The 23635-nt window shown below is 39.2% G+C and carries 22 protein-coding genes and 2 pseudogenes; 3 read left to right on the top strand and 21 right to left on the bottom strand.

Annotated features, from left to right (window positions below; translation table 11 throughout):
- Nucleotides 1-408: 408 nt before the first annotated feature.
- The 8 genes and pseudogenes from spx to HSISS2_RS11530 all read right to left on the bottom strand — a co-directional run bounded on the left by spx (nucleotide 409) and on the right by HSISS2_RS11530 (nucleotide 7482).
- Complete coding sequence (gene spx / locus HSISS2_RS00245; protein WP_002886328.1) at nucleotides 409-807, bottom strand: transcriptional regulator Spx; 399 nt, start codon at nucleotides 805-807, stop codon at nucleotides 409-411.
- 177 nt (nucleotides 808-984) lie between these two features.
- The gene (gene recA, locus HSISS2_RS00240; RefSeq protein ID WP_042766865.1) at nucleotides 985-2094 is read right to left on the bottom strand and encodes a recombinase RecA; all 1110 of its coding nucleotides are present in this window, start codon (nucleotides 2092-2094) and stop codon (nucleotides 985-987) included.
- Between the two features lie 64 nt (nucleotides 2095-2158).
- On the bottom strand, nucleotides 2159-3430 hold the full coding sequence (locus HSISS2_RS00235; protein WP_021144809.1) for a competence/damage-inducible protein A: 1272 nt from the start codon (nucleotides 3428-3430) through the stop codon (nucleotides 2159-2161).
- A gap of 94 nt (nucleotides 3431-3524) precedes the next feature.
- Entirely contained in the window at nucleotides 3525-4079 is a 555-nt protein-coding gene (locus tag HSISS2_RS00230) for a DNA-3-methyladenine glycosylase I (RefSeq protein ID WP_008536294.1), read from the bottom strand.
- An 8-nt stretch (nucleotides 4080-4087) separates the two neighbouring features.
- A pseudogene (ruvA, locus tag HSISS2_RS00225) lies at nucleotides 4088-4677 on the bottom strand (Holliday junction branch migration protein RuvA).
- Between the two features lie 157 nt (nucleotides 4678-4834).
- The gene (locus HSISS2_RS00220; RefSeq protein ID WP_008536296.1) at nucleotides 4835-5056 is read right to left on the bottom strand and encodes a hypothetical protein; all 222 of its coding nucleotides are present in this window, start codon (nucleotides 5054-5056) and stop codon (nucleotides 4835-4837) included.
- Nucleotides 5057-5186: 130 nt separating this feature from the next.
- Entirely contained in the window at nucleotides 5187-7130 is a 1944-nt protein-coding gene (mutL, locus tag HSISS2_RS00215) for a DNA mismatch repair endonuclease MutL (RefSeq protein WP_021144806.1), read from the bottom strand.
- A 46-nt stretch (nucleotides 7131-7176) separates the two neighbouring features.
- Complete coding sequence (locus HSISS2_RS11530; protein ID WP_042766864.1) at nucleotides 7177-7482, bottom strand: hypothetical protein; 306 nt, start codon at nucleotides 7480-7482, stop codon at nucleotides 7177-7179.
- 178 nt (nucleotides 7483-7660) lie between these two features.
- Between HSISS2_RS11530 and HSISS2_RS00205 the strand changes: the two are divergent.
- A pseudogene (locus HSISS2_RS00205) lies at nucleotides 7661-8097 on the top strand (LytTR family DNA-binding domain-containing protein).
- Entirely contained in the window at nucleotides 8094-8549 is a 456-nt protein-coding gene (locus tag HSISS2_RS00200; RefSeq protein ID WP_021144804.1) for a DUF3021 domain-containing protein, read from the top strand. Before HSISS2_RS00205 ends, HSISS2_RS00200 begins: the two are co-directional and overlap by 4 nt.
- A 33-nt stretch (nucleotides 8550-8582) precedes the next feature.
- On the opposite strand, the gene mutS is transcribed toward HSISS2_RS00200, so the two are convergent.
- The 3 genes from mutS to argR are packed head-to-tail and all read right to left on the bottom strand — an operon-like array spanning nucleotide 8583 to nucleotide 11920.
- Nucleotides 8583-11114: a DNA mismatch repair protein MutS gene (gene mutS, locus HSISS2_RS00195; RefSeq protein ID WP_021144803.1), complete on the bottom strand. Its 2532-nt coding sequence runs from the start codon at nucleotides 11112-11114 to the stop codon at nucleotides 8583-8585.
- An 18-nt stretch (nucleotides 11115-11132) separates the two neighbouring features.
- Nucleotides 11133-11492: a YlbF family regulator gene (locus HSISS2_RS00190; protein WP_021144802.1), complete on the bottom strand. Its 360-nt coding sequence runs from the start codon at nucleotides 11490-11492 to the stop codon at nucleotides 11133-11135.
- The gene (gene argR / locus HSISS2_RS00185; protein ID WP_192805705.1) at nucleotides 11492-11920 is read right to left on the bottom strand and encodes an arginine repressor; all 429 of its coding nucleotides are present in this window, start codon (nucleotides 11918-11920) and stop codon (nucleotides 11492-11494) included. The genes HSISS2_RS00190 and argR overlap by 1 nt, the downstream gene beginning before the upstream one ends.
- Nucleotides 11921-12074: 154 nt before the next feature.
- Between argR and argS the strand changes: the two genes are divergently transcribed.
- A complete protein-coding gene (gene argS / locus HSISS2_RS00180) occupies nucleotides 12075-13766 on the top strand; it encodes an arginine--tRNA ligase (protein WP_021144801.1) in 1692 nt (563 codons plus the stop codon).
- An 874-nt stretch (nucleotides 13767-14640) separates the two neighbouring features.
- On the opposite strand, the gene purB is transcribed toward argS, so the two are convergent.
- The 10 genes from purB to HSISS2_RS00130 all read right to left on the bottom strand — a co-directional run bounded on the left by purB (nucleotide 14641) and on the right by HSISS2_RS00130 (nucleotide 22843).
- Nucleotides 14641-15939, bottom strand: a complete 1299-nt coding sequence (gene purB / locus HSISS2_RS00175; protein WP_021144800.1) for an adenylosuccinate lyase — start codon at nucleotides 15937-15939, stop codon at nucleotides 14641-14643.
- An 18-nt stretch (nucleotides 15940-15957) separates the two neighbouring features.
- On the bottom strand, nucleotides 15958-16176 hold the full coding sequence (locus HSISS2_RS00170; protein WP_042766863.1) for a hypothetical protein: 219 nt from the start codon (nucleotides 16174-16176) through the stop codon (nucleotides 15958-15960).
- Between the two features lie 6 nt (nucleotides 16177-16182).
- Nucleotides 16183-17427 (bottom strand): DUF4041 domain-containing protein, encoded by a 1245-nt coding sequence (locus tag HSISS2_RS00165; protein ID WP_021144799.1) that lies wholly within the window; start codon nucleotides 17425-17427, stop codon nucleotides 16183-16185.
- 9 nt (nucleotides 17428-17436) lie between these two features.
- The gene (locus tag HSISS2_RS00160) at nucleotides 17437-17664 is read right to left on the bottom strand and encodes a hypothetical protein (RefSeq protein WP_021144798.1); all 228 of its coding nucleotides are present in this window, start codon (nucleotides 17662-17664) and stop codon (nucleotides 17437-17439) included.
- A gap of 217 nt (nucleotides 17665-17881) precedes the next feature.
- Nucleotides 17882-18601: a hypothetical protein gene (locus tag HSISS2_RS00155; RefSeq protein WP_021144797.1), complete on the bottom strand. Its 720-nt coding sequence runs from the start codon at nucleotides 18599-18601 to the stop codon at nucleotides 17882-17884.
- 97 nt (nucleotides 18602-18698) lie between these two features.
- A complete protein-coding gene (locus HSISS2_RS00150; RefSeq protein WP_021144796.1) occupies nucleotides 18699-19040 on the bottom strand; it encodes a hypothetical protein in 342 nt (113 codons plus the stop codon).
- Between the two features lie 259 nt (nucleotides 19041-19299).
- Complete coding sequence (gene purK / locus HSISS2_RS00145) at nucleotides 19300-20391, bottom strand: 5-(carboxyamino)imidazole ribonucleotide synthase (protein WP_021144795.1); 1092 nt, start codon at nucleotides 20389-20391, stop codon at nucleotides 19300-19302.
- Nucleotides 20378-20866: a 5-(carboxyamino)imidazole ribonucleotide mutase gene (gene purE, locus HSISS2_RS00140; protein WP_014633767.1), complete on the bottom strand. Its 489-nt coding sequence runs from the start codon at nucleotides 20864-20866 to the stop codon at nucleotides 20378-20380. The genes purK and purE overlap by 14 nt, the downstream gene beginning before the upstream one ends.
- 201 nt (nucleotides 20867-21067) lie before the next feature.
- A complete protein-coding gene (gene purD / locus HSISS2_RS00135; RefSeq protein ID WP_021144794.1) occupies nucleotides 21068-22333 on the bottom strand; it encodes a phosphoribosylamine--glycine ligase in 1266 nt (421 codons plus the stop codon).
- A 186-nt stretch (nucleotides 22334-22519) separates the two neighbouring features.
- Entirely contained in the window at nucleotides 22520-22843 is a 324-nt protein-coding gene (locus HSISS2_RS00130) for a hypothetical protein (RefSeq protein ID WP_042766861.1), read from the bottom strand.
- Nucleotides 22844-23635: the final 792 nt, after the last annotated feature.

The raw sequence follows: 23635 nt of genomic DNA, 5'->3' as shown, positions 1-23635 counted from the left end.
CGTTAACTCATTTCCGTCTTCTGACGTTTTTTTCTTGTAAATTGACAGGTTATAATTTCTTCTATCATAACCCTGCACTTGGTTTCTTATTCAGTTCTCAAAGGTCTTTGTCTCTCTTAAGACAACTCCTATATTCTAGCAAATCTAGAATATCTTGTCAACACTTTTTGAAAAGTTTTTTCCAAACTTCCTCGTGTCTCTGCTTCATCCTCCGATGTAGCCTATTCATATTATCATCTCTTGCTTACCTTGTCAATAACTTTTTTAAAGTTTTAATTACTTTGTTACTTGGTTGTACGCTTGAGACCTTAATAGTCTATCAAGTTTATGAACTAAAGTCAATACCTTTTCTTTTCTTTATCATGAATTTCATTAAAAAAGAAGATCTAGGCAATCTTCTTTTTTGTTTTAAAGTGCTGCACGCATACGTGCTTGTGAATTTTCGACATTACGTATTGAGCGTGGTAAGAAAGCACGAATATCATCTTCTTTATAACCCACTTGCAATCTTTTATCGTCAATTAGTATTGGACTTTTTAAGATTCTAGGGTTTTCCTGAATCAAATCAATGACTTCACTAACACTTAGTTCATCGATATCACAATTCAGAGCTTTTGCATAACGATTTTTTGATGAAACAATACTTTCAACACCGTTCTCCGTTTTTGAAAGGATATTGAGGATTTCTTCTTTTGTAAGTGGTTCTTTACCAAGGTTTTGTTCTTTATAAGGAAGTTGATGGTTATTCAACCATGTTTTTGCTTTTTTACAACTTGTACAACTTGAAATTGTATAAATTTTAATCATGTTAATTCTCTCTTTCTGTCACATGATACTATAATCTTATCACTGTCCTTTATTTTAGAAATCGGTCTAGCGACCTATTTTATACTTAAGGGATATCTTATTGAGATATTAAACATCTCTTTATTTTCAAAAACTACACTTGGACAAAGAAAAAGAGCCTTTCAGCTCTTTTTCGACTTATTCTTCAATTTCGATTGTTGAGTCAAGGTCTAAAACGAGTTCATCTGACGTTTCGTCAACCTGCTTTTCTTCAACAACATCTTCTTCATCTGGCTCAATTAAACCATAGTGTACACGTACCTTATGGTCGATTTCTTCAAAAATTTCTGGGTGATCTGCTAAATATTTTTTAGCATTTTCAGATCCTTGACCAATCTTCTCACCATTGTATGAGAACCAAGCTCCTGCTTTTTGAATGATACCTAAATCACTAGCAATTTTAACAAGCTCACCTGTTTGTGAAATACCTTCACCATACATAATTTCAACAAAAGCTTCTTTAAATGGTGGAGCAACTTTATTTTTAACAACCTTAATTTTGGTTTCTTTACCAACATTCTGATCCTTCTTATCACCAGTTCCTTTGATTTGTGTATTTCCACGGACATCAAGACGTACTGACGCATAGAATTTTAGGGCACGTCCGCCAGGTGTAGTCTCAGGATTACCAAACATGATACCAACTTTTTCACGCAACTGGTTAATGAAAATAGCAATTGTCTTCGTTTTATTGATAGATGCAGAAAGCTTACGCATAGCTTGACTCATCATACGTGCTTGAAGTCCGACATGACTGTCACCAATATCTCCATCAATTTCTGCACGTGGTACCAAGGCCGCAACTGAATCAACAACAACCAAATCAACTGCACCAGAGTCAATCAGCTTACCTGCAATTTCGAGACCTTGTTCACCTGAATCAGGTTGTGACAAAAGGAGCTCATCGATATTAACACCTAGGGCTGCCGCATAAGCAGGGTCAAGAGCATGTTCGGCATCAATAAAAGCTGCGATGCCACCTTCTTTTTGTGTCTGAGCTACAGCATGAAGGGCCACAGTTGTTTTACCTGATGACTCTGGTCCGTAAATTTCGATAATACGACCTTTAGGATAACCACCTGCACCAAGAGCAATATCCAAAGCTAGTGAGCCTGAGCTCATCACTTGAACCTTTTGCTCTGCACGCTCACCAAGGCGCATTACAGCACCCTTACCAAAATCCTTTTCAATATTTTTCAATGCATCATCAAGGGCCTTACGACGCTCATCACCGAATTTCTTAGTAATTTCTTCTGTTTTTTTGTTTTCTTAGCCACTTATTTTCCTCTTCTTTCTATAGTTAAAGACAAATTTAAATCAAGTTGTCTTCTTGTAATAAAGCTTGGCGAACTAGGTTAAAGGCATAGAGGGTACTAATATATCTAACATCAGAACGACTTCTTCCACCTATAACAATCTTGATTGATCTTACTTGATTCCTATCAGCAATACCAATAAATACTGTGCCTGCTGGGTGTCCTTCTAATGAATCTGGTCCAGCTACACCGGTAAGTGCAATTCCGTAATCGCTATCTGTTTTAGCTCGAGCACCTTCTGCCATTTTTTCTGCAGTAAAATGACTAACAACACCATGTTCTTCTAATTGAGACAAAGAAATACCCAACATTTTAGATTTTTCTTCAATGCTATAGGTAACAAATCCACCTTTGAACACTTGCGAAGCTCCTGAAAAATCAGCAATACTAGCTTGAAATAAGCCAGCTGTCAAACTTTCAGCTGCAGTAATGGTTTTGCCATATTTCTTAAGCAATTGAAATGCTTCATAAGCTAAACTATTTGATTCTCCATATCCATAAATGAGATCGGATAGGGACTTACCATCTAAAGTTTTAGTAGAACGAATTTGTTTTTCTAAAACATCTAATTTCTGATCTGCTTCTTCTTGCGAGGAAGCCTTGGTTGACAAGCGCAGTGTCACCTCGCCCACTTTAGCGTATGGAGCTATGGTTGGATCTGTTTGGTTAACAATAAGATCCTTCAGGATAGTAACCAATTGACTTTCTCCAACACCAAAAAATCTTAGAACTCTAGAATAAAGAGTAGTATGATTCTCTGTAAGCGCTGGAATAAGCTCTTGGTTCACCATTGGTTTGAGTTCACTTGGTGGACCAGGCAAGACGACATAAGTCACTCCTTTAGCAGTGATAATCCCCCCAACTGCTAAACCTGTGAGATTTTGCAAGGGCACAGACCCCTCAACAATTTGCGCTTGGCGTTCATTATTAGGTGTCCTTATATGTTTAGGACGAGTAGCAAAGAAACTATCCAGTTTTTTACTTGCCTCCTCGTCAAAGACAAGTTTTTTTCCTAGAAACTTAGCCAGTGTTTGCTTGGTTAAGTCGTCCTCCGTAGGGCCAAGTCCACCACAAAGTATGACTAAGTCACTACGTTTACTAGCTTGATCTAGAACTGAAAGAAGGCGGTTTTCATTGTCACCTACTGCTGTGTGAAAATACACATCCATTCCTAGTTCAGCTAGTTTTTCAGATAAAAATTGGGCATTGGTATTGGTGATTTGCCCTGTAAGAATTTCAGTTCCTACTGCAATCAATTCAGCTTTCATTGGTTCACCTATATTATTATTCGTAAAAAATCTCAAAAATATGTTTGTTTATAAACTAACACGTTTTTGTCATATTGTCAATCAAATATACTCATTATTTAAAGTCGCAATCATTTTCATGATCGTTCACAAATCCTGTAGCTTGTAAAAATGAGTAAATGGTAGTCGGGCCTAAAAATTTAAACCCTCGCTTTTTTAAATCCTTTGCTATTTGTTTAGAAAGGTCTGTTGATGATGGGACGTCCTTATATGTGGGAACGTTATTTATCAAGGGCTTCCCGTCAAAGAAATGCCAAAAATATTGGGATAGGGAGCCAAATGCATCTTGGAGTTTAAGTACTTGTTTGGCATTATTTACAGTTGCTTCTAGTTTAAGTTTGTGACGAATGATATCCGGATTTTGAAGCGCTTCTTCAAGTTCACTTAGGCTAAACTGGGCAACACACTCAATATCATAGTTATGAAAAACACGATTAAAAGCCTGACGCTTATTTAAAACCGTTAACCAGGAAAGCCCTGACTGATAACTTTCTAAGCAAAGAAGCTCAAAAAGTTTTTGATCATCACCAATAGGCTTTCCCCATTCCTTATCATGATAATCACAATAGAGTTTGTTGTCGGTTGGAACCCAACGACATCGATTGACCATTGCTTACCTCACTTCATCAACATTTTAAGAGCTGACTTAATATATTGCTCTGCCGTTTCATTGGTACCATCAAAGAAGGCTTTTACTTTCTTAAGCTCTGTGGCTTTGTAACCAAGAGCAAGCAAGGCTTCCATAGCTTCATCCAACTGATGATTTCCTGCAGGCTGATTTGGTGTGGTTTTGGTCGTTTCTGATGGTAACTCTGCAAATTTTCCTGCCAGATCCAGAACCATTTGTTGAGCAGTCTTTTTACCAATCTTCGGAAACTTCATCAAGTACTTGATGTCACTATTATCAACAGCAGCAACCAAACCTTGATTATCATCTACGGCAACAATAGCTAGAGCTGTGGTCGGCCCTATTCCAGAAACCGAAATAAGCTTAAGGAAAACTTCTTTTTCATCTTCAGTATGAAAACCAAAAAGAAGGTGGGCATCATCTCTAATAACCTGATGAAGGTAGACTTGGATAGTCTGATTCATTTGGTCAGAAAACTATATGGATTTGCTACAGTGACAATGTAACCTAGACCGTTTGCTTCTATAACAATATACTTGGCAGTAATTTTTACTAGAGTTCCTTTGATGTAATCATACATAGTGTGTGATTTCCTTTCTCGTTCGTATCTTCAATGGATTACTTTATCATTTTATATTTGTAAGATAATTGTCTTGAGTGTTTATCTTCTCATCTCAAGTACTGCTGTACTATTGTAACAAAAAATCCACTCGAAAGTGGATTCTGTTTGCTCTATTTTAAGGATGACTACTCGTCTTTAAAATATCAATAATCATCTTCAAGCCTAAGAGAACATATGTTGAAATGCCTAAGGTGAGGGCAATGCTAGACACGTTTACTAGAGTATTCTCCAAACTTGGTCGACCTAACCAAGCTAAAATGTAGAAAATCAAGCTAGTCGCTAAAAATGTTAAGCCAACAAGTAAAAAGTATTTATTAGTTTTTGTTAGGTGTCTCATCACTCTACCTCCTAACTTAAAAATCAGGCAATCATCCTACAATGATATGCTAAAACATTAGAAGATTCCTTATCTTCACCACTATTATAAATCTAACATGCCTATTCGTAAAGCAAGACCAAAAAAAGTTTTAATACTTACCTAGGTCACGTAGACTCGTATGATTTTCTTGGATACGACGGAACATTTTTTCCATATCGGACTTGGTAAAGTTGACAAGAACTGGACGTCCATGAGGGCAATTGTAGGGATTTTTACACTGGGCAAGCTGTACCAGTAGATCACGCGCAGAGTAATCATCCAGAGCATGATTGGCCTTGATTGAACGTTTACAACTCATCATGATAGCTAACTCAGCACGATATGTCTTGACGGATACTTCATTCGTCAAAAGAAGCATGTCGCACATCTCATATACTGCAAATTCGATTTCTTCTTCCTTCATCCAGATAGGATGTTCACGAAGAATGAAGGTGTTATTTCCATAAGGCTCTAGATAGATACCAACCTGGTTAAGAAGGGGCATTTTTTCTTGTAAGCTAATGTAATCTGAACCTAAAAATTCAAAGAGATAGGGAACCAAGAGCTGTTGTAAACTACTGTCAACCTCACCAATCTTTTCGCGATAGTACTCATACTTGACACGTTCTTGGGCAGCATGCTGGTCAATGATGTAAAGTCCACCTTGTCCTTGTGCAAAGAGATAGGTTCCATGCATCTGACCAAAAAACTCCAACTCAGGGAAGGTTGATGTTTCCTCATTGTCCAGATTTTCAAGCATGCGCTTCATTTTCGACTTGTTTTTATAATCAAGTTTTTCGTGTTCGTTATCACCTTCATCTACCGAACGCTGTGCCTGTTTTACAGTTGGCTTCGCCTTGCTTTCATCCGGTGTTGCTATAGACTTGGACTCTGATACTAGAGGTTTGATATCTTCTTGGACAGTCTCTGGTTTAACAAAGAAATCATTACGACTGCTATCATAATAAAGATTGGTTTGTTTGAGAGGTAAACTCGTTTGAACTGGTTTAGCTACACCTCTAGTACTTGACTTAGCTAGATTTTCAAGGGCGTCAGGGATCAAATCATGCTCTCTAAGGCTTTGAGCAATGGCAGAGCTGATGAGAGCCATAAGCTCCTTTTCTTTAGAGATACGTACTTCCTGCTTTGTTGGGTGAACATTGACATCAGCCAAATAAGGATCAATTTGAATATCAATAACCGCAATAGGGAAGCGCCCTACCATGAGTTTAGAACCATAACCATCAAAAATAGCACGGTTAAGTAGGAAGTTTTTTATATAACGTCCGTTAATGAGAATCGTGATGTAGTTACGATTCGCACGAGTTAATTCAGGAAGGCTGACATAGCCAGAAACTTCAAAATCAAGGTCAGAATTTGAAATTTCCACCATTTTTTTAGCCGTTGTCAAACCATAAATCCCGGCAATAGCTTGACGGAGGTCTCCAGTACCTGAGGTCTGTGTCAACTGACGACCGTCATTAAACAAGGTAAAGGCAACCTCAGGATGAGCTAGACTCAGACGATTGACAACATCGACAATATGAGCCAACTCAGCCTGTAAACTCTTCATATACTTGAGACGAGCTGGGGTGTTATAAAATAAGTTTTCAACGGTAATCTTTGTTCCCACTGGGGTTGAAATAGGAGCCTGACTCTCAATTTCTCCACCTTTGGCAACCAGTTTAGTCCCGTAGGCTTCTCCATCCACTGCGGTCACAATAGTTAGGTGACTGATAGAAGCTATTGATGGCAGGGCTTCACCTCGAAAACCCAAAGTACGAATACGAAAGAGATCTCCTTGATTTTTGATTTTACTTGTTGCATGACGGCGCAAACTCATAGCTACATCAGCTTGTGACATTCCTTCGCCATTGTCTGTGATTTGAATTTTTGAGAGGCCTGATTCTTCAACTTCAATGGTAATCTGGGTGCTACCTGCATCAATAGCATTTTCCACCAACTCTTTGACAACACTGGCTGGGCGCTCTACGACCTCACCAGCAGCAATCTGATTGGCTAGCACCTCGGGCAATTCGATGATTTTTGGCATAATTATTTTCCCTTCTAAAAAGTTGAGAGACTACTGTTTCTAACTGTTACTGATGCTTACTATACAACCATAACTCACACACAACTGTTAGCCAAGATAAGGCTGTGACTATAACAATCATATCTCCATGACGAAGGTTGAACCAAATGAGTCCAGAAAAAATCAAGAGGTAGATGACTTTGAAAATCCATTGATAGGTTTTAGTAAAGCTTGTCGAATCCATAAACTGCTTCACGAAGAAATAAAGCAAGAGCAAGTTCAGTGTTAGTGACTTTTCAAAAGGTGTAAAAAAGCTCAAAATTAGACTGCAGGCAAGAAAAATTCCTGCTAGCCACTTCATTATAGATTTCATGTGATTACCTCGTCAGTACGTTTTCATTAAGTATAGGGGTTTTCTAAAATATTTTCAACCACTTAGACACCATATAGGACCACATAGACAAGTGCTATTGCTGTGGGCTAGTAAATAGTGTTTAATAAAGGTGTGGAAGGGAGGAGGCCTCCTCAATTACAAATAAGAAAGGATAGTTATGAAAATAAAAGTTCAGATTGACTCAGCATTTCAAGAAGAAATATTGCAGATTCAGGCTCCTGGTCGGACGCCTAAGATTCAGCAAGTCGTCGAGTTTGTCGAAAGTTTGGATAGCAACCACCGACTCAAAGGAAAAAAGATGGCGAAACTTACCTCATCGAACCTGATGCTATTTCCAGAATTTACATCGAAAATCGTCAAGTTCTAGCTGAAACTACTCAAGGAGAGTATCACTTAGGCCTACGTCTCTATCAAGTTTTAGAAAAACTGCCATCACATTTTCTCAAAATCTCACAATCAGAGATTGTCAACCTCAAAGAAATTGAACGTTTCAACATCACCCCTAACGGCTTCGTTGAAATTCACCTTAAAAACAAGGAAACCACCTACTCATCACGCCGTTACCTAAAAGCAATAAAGGAGAAATTACAATGAAAAAGCAACTTTTTAAATCAGGCACAATTGGCATTCTTATTGGACTTACCGTATCCATGGTTATGTCTCTTATCTGGGCGCCAAGCTACATGCCCCTAAATCCTCACTCAGCCATTGGACAATGGATGACCTCACATCAGATTCACGGATCCTTCGTATTGGCCTACTGCCTTATCACTTGGTTTGCTATCGGTATTCTTTTTGAAGTCGCTAGTTATATTTTCCGTAAGGCTGAATGGAGTTTGCTTCGTGCAACCCTCACTCACTATGCCTTGACTTGCATCGGTTTCATTCCACTAGCTACCCTCAGCGGATGGTTTCCTCTACGTTTGGCTTTCTACTTGGAACTCGTCATTGAATTCAGCCTTATCTATCTCATCGTTTGGGTCATCTCTTATTGGAAAATGAAAAAAGAAATTGAGAAACTGAATCAAGAATTAAAACATCTATAAAAGACAAGAAGCCTGTCAATTGACAAGCTTCTTTTATAGTTTCTGTTTTAAATCGGCTACAGCCATCATGACTTGCATCGGTGTCATATTGTAAATGTCTAAATCACGTAACTCTTGAAGAACCGGATTTTCAGTAAAATCCTCAAAGAGAGAGATTTGCTCGTTGACATGTGTTTCAGTGATAGTCTTCTCTTGAGGCGATACCTTTTCCTGAGGTTGGATGGTAACTGTCTCGCCCTCTAGTTGTGTCAAGATGGTGTCAGCACGTTCCAGTAAATCTGCTGGTAAACCTGCAATCTTAGCTACATGAATACCATAAGATTTGTCGGCTGGTCCATCGACAATCTTGTGAAGGAAAGTCACCTCACCATCCTTTTCAAGTGTCGCAACATGAACATTGACAAGGTGTGTCAAAGTATTTGACAGGGCTGTCAACTCATGATAATGGGTAGCAAACATGGTCTTAGCTCCTACCTTGTCGTGAATAAACTCAATGATAGACTGGGCCAGAGCCATACCATCATAAGTGGCTGTCCCACGTCCCAACTCATCAAAAATAATCAAGGAATTAGGTGTCGCCCTCTTAATAGCCTGGTTAGCCTCCATCATCTCAACCATGAAGGTCGACTGCCCTGAAATCAGGTCATCTGCAGCACCAATACGTGTATAGATAGCATCAAAAACTGGCAAGTCAATACTATCTGCTGGCACGTAAGACCCCATCTGAGCCATAACTACTGACAAGGCTAACTGACGCATATAGGTAGATTTACCACTCATATTTGGCCCTGTAATGAGCTGAACATTGGTCTGACTGTCAAAGGTAATCGTATTTGGAATGTATTCCTGAACGCCCATAACCTTCTCAACCACTGCATGACGGCCTTGATCAATAACAATACGATGCTCATCATTAAAAATAGGGCGGACATAATGATTGGTCTCTGCTACAACAGCTAGACTCTGAAGCACATCAACTGTAGCAATAGCCTTAGCCAAAGATTGCAAACGGTCAATATAGCGTTCAACCTGCTCACGGACACGCATGAAAATATCATACTCTAGCGTTGATGACTTTTCACGTGCCTCAAGCATTTCACCTTCAATTTTAGCCAACTCAGCAGTTCCAAAGCGCTCTGAATTTTTCAGGGTTGCCTTGCGGAAGAAATGGTCAGGAACCAAGCTAAGGTTAGAGTTGGTCACATGGAAGTAATAACCATCTTTACGGTTATAATCAATCTTTAGTGTTGTAATACCAGACGCTTCACGTTCCTTGACTTCGATATCTGCGATCCATGACGTTCCCTCACTCATCACCTTGCGATACTTGTCCAAGGTCTCATCAAAACCAGCACGGATAATGCCACCTTCTGTAATGGTTGCAGGGGCATCAGGATCAATAGCCGACCGAATCAAACTCTCTAATTCTGGCAGAGTATCTAAGTCTTGTAAAAGGGCTGACAAGGCATCGTCATTAAAAGACTCCAAAATCGCCTTAATGACCGGAACCTGAGCTAGGGTATGACCTAACTGAATCAAATCTTTTGGATTAGCCTTTCCGAAGGAAACACGACTAGCTAGGCGCTCAATATCGTAAACCCCTTTAAGACTCTCGGTCAAGTCACTACGCTCAAAGAAATTATCCAAGAAAACTTGGATAATATTCTGACGCTTGGTGATAGTGGCTTGATTCACTAAAGGACGATCAATCCAAGTTCGCAAGAGACGCATTCCCATAGCTGTCTTGGTTTCATCCAAGAGCCAGAAAAGAGATCCATGTTTCTTGCCCGTTCTAGCATTTTCCAGTAAATCCAAACTCGACTTGGTCGTATAGGACATCTGCAAGTAATCCTTAATCTCATAGTGCTGAGCCTTTTGTAAATGACTAAGCTCACGCATCTGAGTACGGTGCACATACTGGAGAAGTTTACCAGCCACACTGCTTTCCAAATCTGTCAAGCTAGTGTCAATCAAGTGGACATCATCGTAAACATCTGTTTCCTTGGAGAGTAGAAGGTTGAGTTGCTTGACCAAAACTTGTTCGTCAACTTCAGATAAATCATAACCAACCACTACTTCACGTGCTTTAAGGTTCTGAATTTCACTACAAACTGAACTGAAATCATCCAACTCTGTCGCAAAAAATTCACCCGTTGACACATCCATATAGGCCAGTCCGAATCGACTTTCAACCTTGTCAATGGCCACCAAGAAATTATTGGCATTATCAGGTTTAGAACTATCAACCACTGTCCCTGGCGTGATAACTTGAACTACCTCACGCTTAACCACACCAACAGCCTGTTTAGGATCCTCCATCTGCTCAGCAATGGCTACTTTGTAGCCCATCTCAACCAAGACATCAATATAGGCTTGAGCCGAATGATAAGGAACACCTGCCATAGGAATGGGATTATCTGCGTTCTTATTACGACTGGTTAGGCTAATTTCCAATATTTGGGCAGCCTTAACGGCATCCTCGTAAAATAATTCGTAAAAATCCCCCATACGGAATAGCAAAAAAGCATCTGGATAATTTTCCTTGATATCCAAATACTGCTGCATCCCTGGAGATATTTTTCCTTAGCCATGTCTTAACTCCTCGTTAATCCTTTCTTCGATAGACTTGGTCACATATTGGATCAAGTCACTGGCATCTTGCATTTTTTGACGGTAGTCCTGAACAATGGGTAAATTTTCCAACTCATTCTGAATCAAATCTGCCTGCTCACCTGCCTCCTCATAGGCACGCTGTTTCTCAATTTTTTGAAAAAGCACGGCTTCTTGTTGGTAAGCCTTCATCTGTCCAGCCATATGACTGATTTGAGGGACCTGCCCGATAGCTTTCTCAGCCTCTTGAAAAGCAAGAACCGCCTCATGGTGTTTGAGGAGGTCAATTAACTCTTCTTTGGCTTTTTGGAGATCCTGATGAGAAGTGTTCATCAGTGAAACTCGCTTTCCAATTTTTCAGCAACCATAGCGTCCTTACAGATAACTAAAAGGGTATCTGCGCCAGCAACAGTTCCTAAAATTTCAGGATTGCCGTCACTATCAATCAGGTTGGCCAAAACATCAGCTTCACCCAACTCTGTGTGAAGGACCAGCATAAACTGGGCACGGGAAACGGATTTGACATAGTCCTTAACCGTAGGGTCCAAACTTGGAAGCACATGTTCAGACAGACTGTAGTAAAGTCTACCTTCCTCATCACGAAGCTTCAAGAGGCCAATCTCACGCAAATCACGTGATAAGGTAGCCTGTGTAACCGTGATACCTTCCGCCTCTAGACGTTGCTTAATTTCCTCTTGTGTCCCAATCTTCTCTCTTGAAATCATCTGTTTGATAACAGCTTGGCGATCTCTCTTCATTATCTTTCCTCTTTTTATGTATATTCCTTGCATATTATAACAGAATTTTTGTATTTTTTCATGGAATACTTCCTAAGAGATAGCTTCTTGTCCCTACCCTATTAACTGAAATAATGGTAAAATAGAAGTTAATGACAAGATTTGAAATGGAGTACCTATGAATACTAAAGAACTCATTGCAGCAGAGATTGCCAAAGTTGTTCCCGAATTGGAACAAGAAAACATTCAAAATCTGCTTGAAACCCCTAAAAACGCTGACATGGGGGACCTCGCCTTTCCTGCCTTCTCATTGGCAAAAGTCTTGCGCAAGGCTCCTCAAATGATTGCAGCAGACATCGCTGAAAAAATCGATGCCTCAAACTTTGAAAAGGTTGAAGCTGTTGGTCCTTATATCAACTTCTTCCTTGATAAATCAAAAATTTCAGCAGACGTTCTTGGACAAGTTATTGCTCAAGGTAACCACTACGCTGACCAAAATATCGGCCACGGACGTAACATTGTCTTTGATATGTCTAGTCCTAACATCGCTAAACCTTTCTCTATCGGTCACTTGCGTTCAACAGTTATCGCTGACGCTCTTGCCAACATCGTAGCTAAACAAGGTTACAAACCAGTCCGCATCAACCACTTGGGTGACTGGGGTAAACAGTTTGGTATGCTGATTGTTGCCTATAAAAAATGGGGTAGCGAGGAAGCTGTCAAAGCCAATCCTATCAATGAACTCCTTCAACTTTATGTACGTATCAATGCCGAAGCTGAAGAAGACCCATCTGTAGACGAAGAAGCTCGTGAGTGGTTCCGTAAATTGGAAGCTGGTGATGAGGAAGCAACTGCCCTCTGGCAATGGTTCCGTGACGAAAGCTTGGTGGAATTCAACCGTCTCTACGATGAACTCGGTGTTTCTTTTGATAGCTACAATGGTGAGGCCTTCTACAATGATAAGATGGATGAAGTCGTTGACATCTTGACAGAAAAAGGACTTCTCCAAGAATCTCAAGGTGCCCAAGTGGTTAACCTTGAAAAATACGGTATTGAACACCCAGCCCTCATCAAAAAATCAGATGGTGCGACACTCTACATCACACGTGACTTGGCTGCTGCCCTCTACCGTAAACGTACTTACGACTTTGCCAAAGCCATCTATGTGGTTGGTAATGAACAATCTGCCCACTTCAAACAATTGAAAGCTGTTCTTAAAGAAATGGGCTACGACTGGTCTGACGACATGACTCACGTTGCCTTTGGTCTTGTCACTAAGAACGGTAAAAAATTGTCAACTCGTAAGGGTAATGTTATCTTGCTTGAGCCAACTATCGCTGAAGCTGTCAACCGTGCCCAAGCTCAAATCGAAGCTAAGAATCCAAACTTACCTAACAAGGAAACTGTTGCTCATGCTGTCGGTGTTGGAGCTATCAAGTTCTACGACCTTAAAACAGACCGTATGAATGGTTACGACTTCGACCTTGATGCTATGGTATCCTTTGAGGGAGAAACTGGACCTTACGTTCAATATGCACACGCTCGTATCCAATCTATCTTGCGCAAGGCTGACTTCACGCCATCTGCAGATGCTACATACAGCCTAAACGACGTTGAAAGCTGGGAAATCATCAAACTCATCCAAGACTTCCCACGCATCATCAACCGTGCTTCAGACAACTTTGAACCATCTATCGTTGCTAAATTTGCTATCAGCTTGGCCCAAGCCTTTAACAAATACTATGCGCACACACGTATCCTGGATGAAAGCCCAGAACGTGATAGCCGTTTGGCTCTTTGCTACGCAACAGCAACAGTCCTCAAAGAAGCTCTTCGCCTTCTCGGTGTTGAAGCTCCAGACGAGATGTAAGCCATATTCAAAACGCCTAAGGGCGTTTTTTTAGTGACCAAAAAAAGAACCCAACACAGCGTGTTGAGCTCTTTTGGAGATTATGAAAAAGAAAAGTTCGTTGTTCTACAAAAAGTGTAAGCCAACGAGACTTACTGAACGGCGTTCAGTAAAAGTTATTTAGGAGACTTAAAGTATAACCTGACTTCCTTAAAGAAACCTTAAATCGCAGAAAAAATCCCCTAAGGGATTTTCACAACAGTCCAAAGACCGCTGAAAAGATACGATTGTACAGGCTTCCCAACCTCTTCTTCCTAATCCTCCAAGGTGACCGCTTGTCCAATAGAATCTTTATATAACTATATTACCTTGTTTTGGAAGGGTTTTCAAGTATTTTCTTAAAATATCCTAATAAAACCTCAAAAAAGAAGAAAAAAGCCTAGATTTCTAGACTTTCTTCGGGGAGATTTGTTATGAAAAAAATTATGTTACCTCTAGCTCACAAAAGCTAGTTCCTTACTAGGATGGTTATAATATATCTTAATAAACTTAAAAGTAGCTTAAGAGATTATTATCTTTTGTCACTTTTTAAAATGATAAGCAAAATAAGTAATAGTAAGGAACCACTAGGAATATCCATATCTAAAAACCAAGAGGGGGCTTTAATACTTCCTAGATCATTCATGATGCGGATGATATTATAAGCAATGCTTACTATTAAGAGGCTAAGTTCCGGTAAATAGTTAAGTCGTCCTTTTAAGATTACTAACTTCTCCTTTCTGATAGTTTTCTTGCCATGACCCTATTATAAGGCTGAAAAGAAAACAAAACTAGTGACATAAATGTCACCATCAAAAAAAGCAGGGCAAACCTGCTTTCTGCTATTTTGTTTAGATTAGTCACCCAAACCGATGCGTTCGAAGATTTCATCAACACGTTTAGTGTAGTAAACTGGGTTGAAGATTTCGTCGATTTCTTCTTGAGTGAGGCGAGATGTTACCTCTGGATCTGATTCAAGAAGTGGTTTAAAGTCTACTTGGTTATCCCATGATTGGGCAGTCTTTGGTTGAACAAGGTCGTAAGCTTGCTCACGTGTCATACCTTTTTCAATCAAAGTAAGCATCGCACGTTGGCTGAAGATAAGACCAAATGTAGAGTTCATGTTGCGGATCATGTTTTCTGGGAAGACTGTCAAGTTCTTAACGATGTTTCCGAAACGGTTGAGCATGTAATCAATCAAGATTGTTGTGTCTGGTGCGATGATACGCTCAGCTGATGAGTGAGAGATATCGCGTTCATGCCAAAGGGCTACGTTTTCATAAGCTGTTACCATGTGACCACGGATCACACGCGCAAGACCTGTCATGTTTTCAGAACCGATAGGGTTCCGTTTGTGCGGCATTGCTGAAGACCCTTTTTGACCTTTGGCAAAGAACTCTTCCACTTCACGTTGTTCAGATTTTTGAAGACCACGGATTTCCGTTGCCATACGCTCGATAGAAGTGGCGATGCTAGCAAGAACCGCAAAGTACTCAGCATGAAGGTCACGAGGAAGGACCTGTGTAGAGATTTCTTGAGCACGGATACCCAACTTATCGCAGACGTATTTTTCAACGAATGGTGGGATATTGGCAAAGTTACCAACCGCACCAGAAATCTTACCAGCTTCCACACCAGCAGCCGCATGCTCGAAACGCTCGATGTTGCGCTTCATTTCGCTGTACCAAGTCGCCAATTTAAGACCAAAAGTTGTCGGCTCAGCGTGCACACCGTGGGTACGACCCATCATGATGGTGAACTTGTGTTCTTTGGCCTTATCTGCCACGATTTTAGTAAAGTTTGCAAGGTCCTTGCGGATAATTTCATTGGCTTGTTTGTAGAGGTAACCATAGGCAGTGTCGACCACGTCAGTAGACGTCAAACCATAGTGAACCCACTTACGCTCTTCACCAAGCGTCTCAGAAACCGCACGTGTGAAGGCAACCACATCGTGACGAGTTTGCTGCTCGATTTCCAAAATACGGTCGATGTCAAAGTTCGCTTTTTCACGAATCAAAGCCACATCTTCCTTAGGGATTTCCCCCAACTCAGCCCATGCTTCGTCAGCCAAGATTTCCACCTCAAGCCAAGCACGGTATTTATTTTCTTCAGTCCAAATATTCGCCATCTCAGGGCGAGAGTAACGTTCGATCATTGTTGTTTCTCCTTTAAATTATCTAAAAAATGCAAATATCAAAAATAAAACTAGAAATACTGCCGTAGCAACTGCCCACTTTAGTCTTTCTTCTTTAGAGGTCTGAGGTTGTTCTGCAGAAGTTACATTTGAATAAAATGTTTCGTTTTCATCTAATTCATCTTCATTATCATCAGAAGATAAACCTAATGCATTTACCCCACACCCAATAAATAATACTAAAAATAACCACTTCATCTATAGCTACCCCTTCAGTAGAGTCTGTCTATATTCGAATGCTTCAGCGTTCTCATTTAATTCTATAGTTAACTCTTCGTGTTTATCCAAAAGTGCCTTAATTTTTTCAAATGGAACCTTGAAGTATTCTTTACGGTTATTTACTTTATTAACCTTATACTCACTTAGTTGATTATGTAATTCAGTCTCTAATGCAAAGGCTTCCTCACTAAAAATCAAAGCATGAACATCAAATTGAAAAGGTACAGACGCACTACTTAATTCCCTGATGCGTTCAAGAGGTTCTAAACGACGAGTAACTCCAATTTTATAAACATCTTCACCAAAAGAACCAATGTTAGAGATTACATATACGTAGCCGGCAGTTGCATGACCTTCACGATAATCAATATCTTCTTCGATTTCATCTAATTCAGATAATTTATCTTGGTACTCAGATAACTGTCTCTGAAGTTCTTCAAACTCTTCACCAGTAGCATTTTTCAAAAGTTCCTCAACCTTAGAAACCATATTTTTAAAGTGAGTTCTATCTTTTTCCAATTGCTTTCGACGTGCTTTAATTTCAGCCTGAAGTTTTTTGTCCTCACGCTCTTTTGCTCTTTGCTCTCGAAGTAATTCTTTTTCTTCTTGCTTTTGTAGCTCAAACTCAGCAGCTAGACGTAATTCTTCAATTTTCAAATTTAGATAGGGTATCGTAATTTCAATTTGATTACGTGAATACATTCTATTCAGTTGTTGGAATGCTTTCTTCAATGCCTGAATTTTCTTTTCAACATTCGAAACAGAAACTTTTACTAACAAGGCATCCGCTTCACCATTAAAGCCACGAATAGCTGCTTTAATAAGCTGATTCTGCATTGCCCTTCCCTTGCTTTGATTATTATCTAAAAGCATAGGTACTATAATTCTACCAGCCTGACCAGATTTAACTAAGTCTTTCTGCTGTTTTCTCAAATTATCTAAAGCTTCCTTATATTTTGTGCTATCAGAAAACTTATACTGTCTTTCAAAAAATCCAAACTCTTGTAATCCAAGTGTGTCATTAGCTAAGGAAATCTCGTTCTGAATAGCAAATAATTCTGACCGTTTCTGAGATAACTCAGTATTTAACGAGACTATATCGTCTGCTATCTTTATTTGAGCTTTTAAATCTGCCAGTTTTGCTTTTTGAATAGCAATCTCTTGATTTAATCTCTGAATTTTATTTTCTAAAGCTTCATCTTTGGGTTTTCCAAAATTAAATATCGCCATTAAGGTCTCCTACTCAAACTCCTCTTTCCCAATCCACACTGATGGATAGTGATCTAGTTTATTCAAATCAGTATCCATCGGCAAATCATAGATAGCTATATAGTTTTCAGGATATTGAGCAACCAACTCTTCATACTTAGCTTTCACTTTTTCGTGATTGCTACTAGCATACAAGACTTCAACGACTGCTCCAGTCTTATCTTTCTCAACAAATGCGCTGACGATGAGTTGAATCATAAAAATTGATTAAATTCGAACACTGTATTCCGTTTTAGAAAATACAAGTACCCATGTTCCTTTCTTTTTATTTATATTTTTTATAAATAAAAAGATGTTTTTAACCTAAGTAAAAATACTAGAACTTTACCTTTTCTTTAAATTTTTGTTTATAAAAGGATTGACATATTCTTAGTCATTCTATAATCATATTTTAATTTCATACAATAATTTCTATTTAGTACGGATTATTAAAAATTTTTTCTAGAGTTTCACCATTTTTTGCAACTTCATCTAGTGCATGTTTTGTTGTATATCTAATATTTTGTGGTGGGTAAGTATCTCCTAACGGAATTAAGTTGGCATATTTTTCTGGTTTCCCATCAAAAATAAGTTTCCAATATCCTAAAAAATTATCTGATTCAACAATATCTTTTACTTTTGCAACATATTGTATACCACTTCTAGGTGCAACCTCATAGCCCGCAATATATCGAATTTTATTTTTCTTTGTCTTACCTATACGAATATCATACCATTCATGATCTTCTAAGAATACTTGTTGAAACCCTTCTTCTTGTGCTGGGACTATTATCGTTAAATCATCTTCTATATCATCTGGATTGTTTTCTTTATCTGAATCTACACCAACTAAAGCGTCCAATGTATCCAACATTTCATTTTCTTCAACATAAGTATATTTAGAAATAAGATTATCTTCAAAAGAATTTAAGGCTTTTGATATTTGAGAAACAACCTTTTCAACATCCTTTTTTAATGTTTCATAGTCATCTTTGCGAAAAAACGTATTATGAGCAATAGCATTTCTTTTTGCGATAGACTGACTAAGAACAGTACTCAAACTATTTGATAGTTTATCACTCTCTTTGATGCTATCTGATATATATCTATCCCATATAGACCTTGGAGAAGTCTTTAAAATTTCGCTATTTGCCATCCGTAGTTTTTTTCTATATCCTGCCAATTATTTAAGTCCCCTACTTCTAGATTTTTTGAAATGTTTGATATAACTGAATCTAAATTTCCTAGAGCTTCTATAAAATTTTCTTGGCCATGGTTTTCATCATTTTTTCTTCATAGATAGTAAATAATATTTTGGATAAATCACTAAAATATTTGCCATCTAAAGGTTTATATTTTTTCTCTTTCGATTTTCTATTGTCTCTAATTGATAAACTATTTGTCAGACGGGTCTCCCAATTTTGAGTATTAGATTTCAAAAACATTACCTCAGAGATTAATGCACGAGTCTTATTTTCAATAACATGAATTAATTCATAAGCTTCCTTGCTATAATATTGAGATAAAGCATCCTCTAATATAAACATTTCTAAATTATTGTATGACTCAATAAAATTATTAAGCTCACTATCCATGAACTCAAACTGTTCGATATCTGACTCTTTTTCTAAGTAAAAATTAATACGAAAAATTTTTTATTATCTTCTTGGGAATCAGTGTTCATCATCTTTAATTCATATCTAAACGAACGTCCTTGAACACTAACAAGATTCTTATCACAAGATAAACCTGTAGTATCATTAATCGACTGTAATAATTTGTGTATATCAGAATGTATATTTTTTTTGACTTATTTTCTTTCGAGATGATTAAATATCTTGAAGTTCTATCCATTTAAAAATCAATTCCTTTCCCAAACTCAACCACACTATCTGGTTCATCACTAAACAAAGTCACATGACCCATTTTGCGGTTGTGCTTCGCTTCTAGTTTACCATACATGTGGAGGTGAGCACTTGGATTTTCTGTGACATAACGCTCAGCTGCTTCGACGTGTTGGCCGAGGATGTTGAGCATGACAGCTGGTGCATGAAGGTGGATTGCTGGAAGTGGTGCTCCGAGAACACCCAAGATGTGCGTGTCAAACTGTGAAAAGTCGCAGGCTTCGATTGAGTAGTGTCCTGAATTGTGCGGACGTGGTGCGATTTCGTTGACGATGATGTCATCAGCTGTCGCAAACATTTCCACACAGAGAGTGCCAGAGAGGTTAAGTTGCTCGGCAATCTTCACTGCCATAGCTTTAGCTTTCTCAGCTAGACTGTCAGAAATGCGAGCAGGCACGATAGTTTTAGAGAGGATATTGTTGCGGTGGATATTTTCCTGAACTGGGAAAACCGTCACATCCTTGCCGTTACCAGACACGATGACAGAAATTTCAAGGTCGAAGTTAACGAACTCTTCCAAGACACACTCGGCCGAGTTAGCAAGGGCATTTGCCTCTTCCAAATCGTCAGCTGATGTGATGACTTTTTGACCGTGGCCATCGTAACCACCTGTCGCAGTCTTGAGGACGTATTTTTTAGAAAGGTCAATATCTTCCAAATCAAGGCTAGATGTCACGACCTTGTAAGGAGCAACGGTTACTTTAGCCTTGTTTGAGAGGAAGTCCTTCTCAAAAATACGGTTTTGTGAAATGCGAAGCAGGTCTGTCCCTTGTGGAAGCTGACCGTCTTTGATAACAGCGTCAAGGCCGTCAGCGTCGACATTTTCAAATTCATAGGTAAGAACATCACAGCGGTCTGCCAACTGACGAAGGGCATCTACGTCATCGTAGGGTGCCACGATAACCTCAGACACACGAGAAGATGGACAATCTGCTGCAGGATCAAGGGTGATAACCTTGTGGCCCATGTAGATAGCTGAGATAGCCATCATCTGACCGAGCTGGCCACCACCGATGATACCAATGGTTTTAGTTGAGCTCATTTGTAGACTCCTCTGCGATTTTTCCTTGTTCTTCAGCAAAGTTAGCAAGCGCATCCGCAATGGCCTTGTCTTCTACTGAGAGAAGACGGAGGGCAAAGAGGGCAGCATTAGTCGCACCAGCTTCACCGATAGCCATGGTTGCGACTGGTACACCACCTGGCATCTGAACGATAGAATAGAGCGAATCTACACCGCTAAGAGCACGTGATTTGACTGGTACACCGATGACTGGAAGGGTTGTTTTGGCAGCAACCATACCTGGCAAGTGAGCTGCGCCACCCGCACCAGCGATGATGACCTTAATGCCACGGCTACGTGCTTCTTCAGCATGTTTGAACATGAGGTCCGGTGTACGGTGTGCGGAAACAACTTTCTTTTCGTAAGCGACACCAAAGTTGTCGAGGACTTCAGCGGCTTTTTGCATGGTTGCCCAGTCGGATTTTGAGCCCATGATAATGGAAATTACTGGTTTCATAGTTAATATCCTTTTTCTTTTTTGATAATGGTCTTAGGTGGTGGGGACGGAAGCAAACCTTCGGTTTCATTCCTAAACTTTGAGCCTAAGGTCTCAAAGTTTCCCCCGACCAGAACAAAGACTGTTCTGGTCTTTTCACCACGGCGACCATTATCTTAGTTAGGCTCGCTTTCGCTCGCCATTGACAAATAATAATGTCTGTTAATCTTTTATCGCCTTGCTACCGATATCATTTCGATAGAAGAGGCCTTCTGTGTTTTGGTTGCTGAGTTCGTTGTAGATGATGTTTTGGCCGTCTTTGACGGTGTCTGCTGTTGTGACAAGCATGTAGACACGTCCTCCGTTTGAGAGGAGGTCTTGCCCATTCTCAGCGAATTTAGCACCTGCATAATAAGTGATGATGTCACCCTCTGTCTTGGCTGGAAGCTTGACACCCTTCTCATAAGCGAGTGGGTAACCGTTTGATGCTACAACCACACCCAGTGTCACACCCTTGTCGGTCCAAGTGATGACTGGCTCTTTACCATCCAAAATATCAGTGATATTTTGCGCAAAGTCAGATGTCAAACGAGGCAAGATGATTTGCGTCTCAGGATCTCCGAACCGTGAGTTGAACTCGATGACTTTAGGTCCGTCAGCTGTCAAGATAAGACCAGCGTAAAGCACACCAGTGTAAGGACGACCTTCTTTAATCATGCCTTCAAGAACTGGCTTGACAATAGTGTCAACCGCTGTGTCAACCACGCTCTGTGGCAAGTGAGGAACCGGCGCATAGGCACCCATCCCACCAGTGTTAGGACCCTTGTCGCCATCATAGGCACGTTTGTGGTCCTGAGCCGTTGGCATGATGTAGAACTTGTCCCCATTGACAAAGGCAAAGAGAGAGAACTCTTCCCCGTCAAGAAATTCCTCGATGACCACTCGCGCACCTGAGTCACCAAATTTATTGTCCAAAAGCATCTCGTGAGCAGCTTCGACGGCTTGCTCAACCGTTTCAGCAACGACGACACCTTTACCTAGGGCCAAGCCGTCTGCCTTGACGACGATTGGAGCGCCTTTTTCCTCGATGTAGGCCTTGGCTTCCTCGAAATCTGAAAATGTGCCATAGGCTGCTGTCGGAACGTCGTATTTGACCATGATTTCCTTAGCGAAATCCTTAGACCACTCCAGCTCAGCCGCAGCCTTGGTCGGACCAAAAGCCTTAAGACCAGCTGCATTGAAATCATCCACAATTCCAGCCGCAAGGGCATCATCTGGACCGATAAAGGTCCAAGCAATATCGTTCGCCTTTGCGAAGTCAATCAGCTTAGAATGTTCGGAAATTCCGATATTGATCAAATCAAGACCGTCCAATGTCATCCCGTCATTACCAGGAGCCACGAAAACTTGCTCAACGTCCTTAGACTCCAATAATTTCTTGGCAATCGCATGTTCACGACCACCAGAACCAACAACCAAAAGTTTCATTTGAAAGATACCTCAATATCAAATAAGACTAGGGGCAAATGCCCGTTAACGACAATCATTCGGAAAAATTAGCAATTTTCACGAATTATACATAACCATTATAACATATTTGTTCGGAGATATGGGTATGTATCCAAATTTGGACATAAAAAAGGCGGCAGCCATAGAATAGCGATAAACATTGCTCTATTTGTCATTTTTTAGTAAATAATCATACATTAAGGTTATCTTGATTACCATCATCCATATTGCGGATAATAAATATCCGTTTAAAACATCTACAGCTTCTTTGATACCTGTTGTAAATAAAATAAAAATAAAAATAAAATCAAACTTTAGTATTTCTGAAAAGGAATCTTCTATCTCAGAAATATAATTCATACTACTTTTAAGTCTATCTACAACATATCTTAATATTAGTACCAAGACTATATAAATAAAATTTTTCGATATTAAGAATGCTACTACGATACCTGATAAAATATCAATTGTTAACTTTTCGAATGACATTTTTTCTTTAACTGTGTATAAAATAGTTGAAAATCATTAAATAACGATCTATCTCGTTTAACTATTGATATAAGGATAAATGAGCAAAGTTCAAACAAAATTAAAATTGTCGTCAGTATTGATAGCTCTCTTATATTATCAAATGCAAGTTTCGATGATAATTGAGCAGTCATAAATGTCGATATTCCTAAAATAACAACTGACTCAATAGATGAATAGAAAAATTGAAAATAATATTTTGCTAAGTAAACTTTTATTACAATCATAGATATCAGACAAAACGCAAACAATACATTATTCTTTTGTAGCGTTGCCAGCATCGTCAGAAACGTTACTGTGACATTAACTAGATTCGGACTAATTTCTTTGAAAAACGATACTAATATATATTGTAATTTATATTTTTGGGTAAGAATTGTTGTTTGAATTAATTCTGAGAAACTAAAAATCAAAACTGCCATACCTACGGAGTAAGAAGATCTCAAAACCATAGACACATCTTTCAGCCAAGTTGAACTGTTAACTAATAATTTAGAGTATATGGTTAAACCAAGATATGAATATGAAACTAAAAAATAATCAGTATATATTGGAACAACCAAAATAAAAATTCTATTATAGTTGGTATTCTTCCTTTGATTCTTGAATATCCTATGTATACCTTAGCTACTATAGTTGGCACTGCTAGTAAAATTAAAGGTATAAGCAATTGTTTTATATCATATATTATTCGTAGAGTAATAAAGATTGGGTTTAGCCCTATTATCCTATCAAAAATACTAGGATATAATG

Source organism: Streptococcus sp. HSISS2 (assembly GCF_000448665.1).
In the GTDB taxonomy this organism is placed as follows: domain Bacteria; phylum Bacillota; class Bacilli; order Lactobacillales; family Streptococcaceae; genus Streptococcus; species Streptococcus raffinosi.
This window is presented reverse-complemented; position numbering and strand designations above follow the sequence as displayed.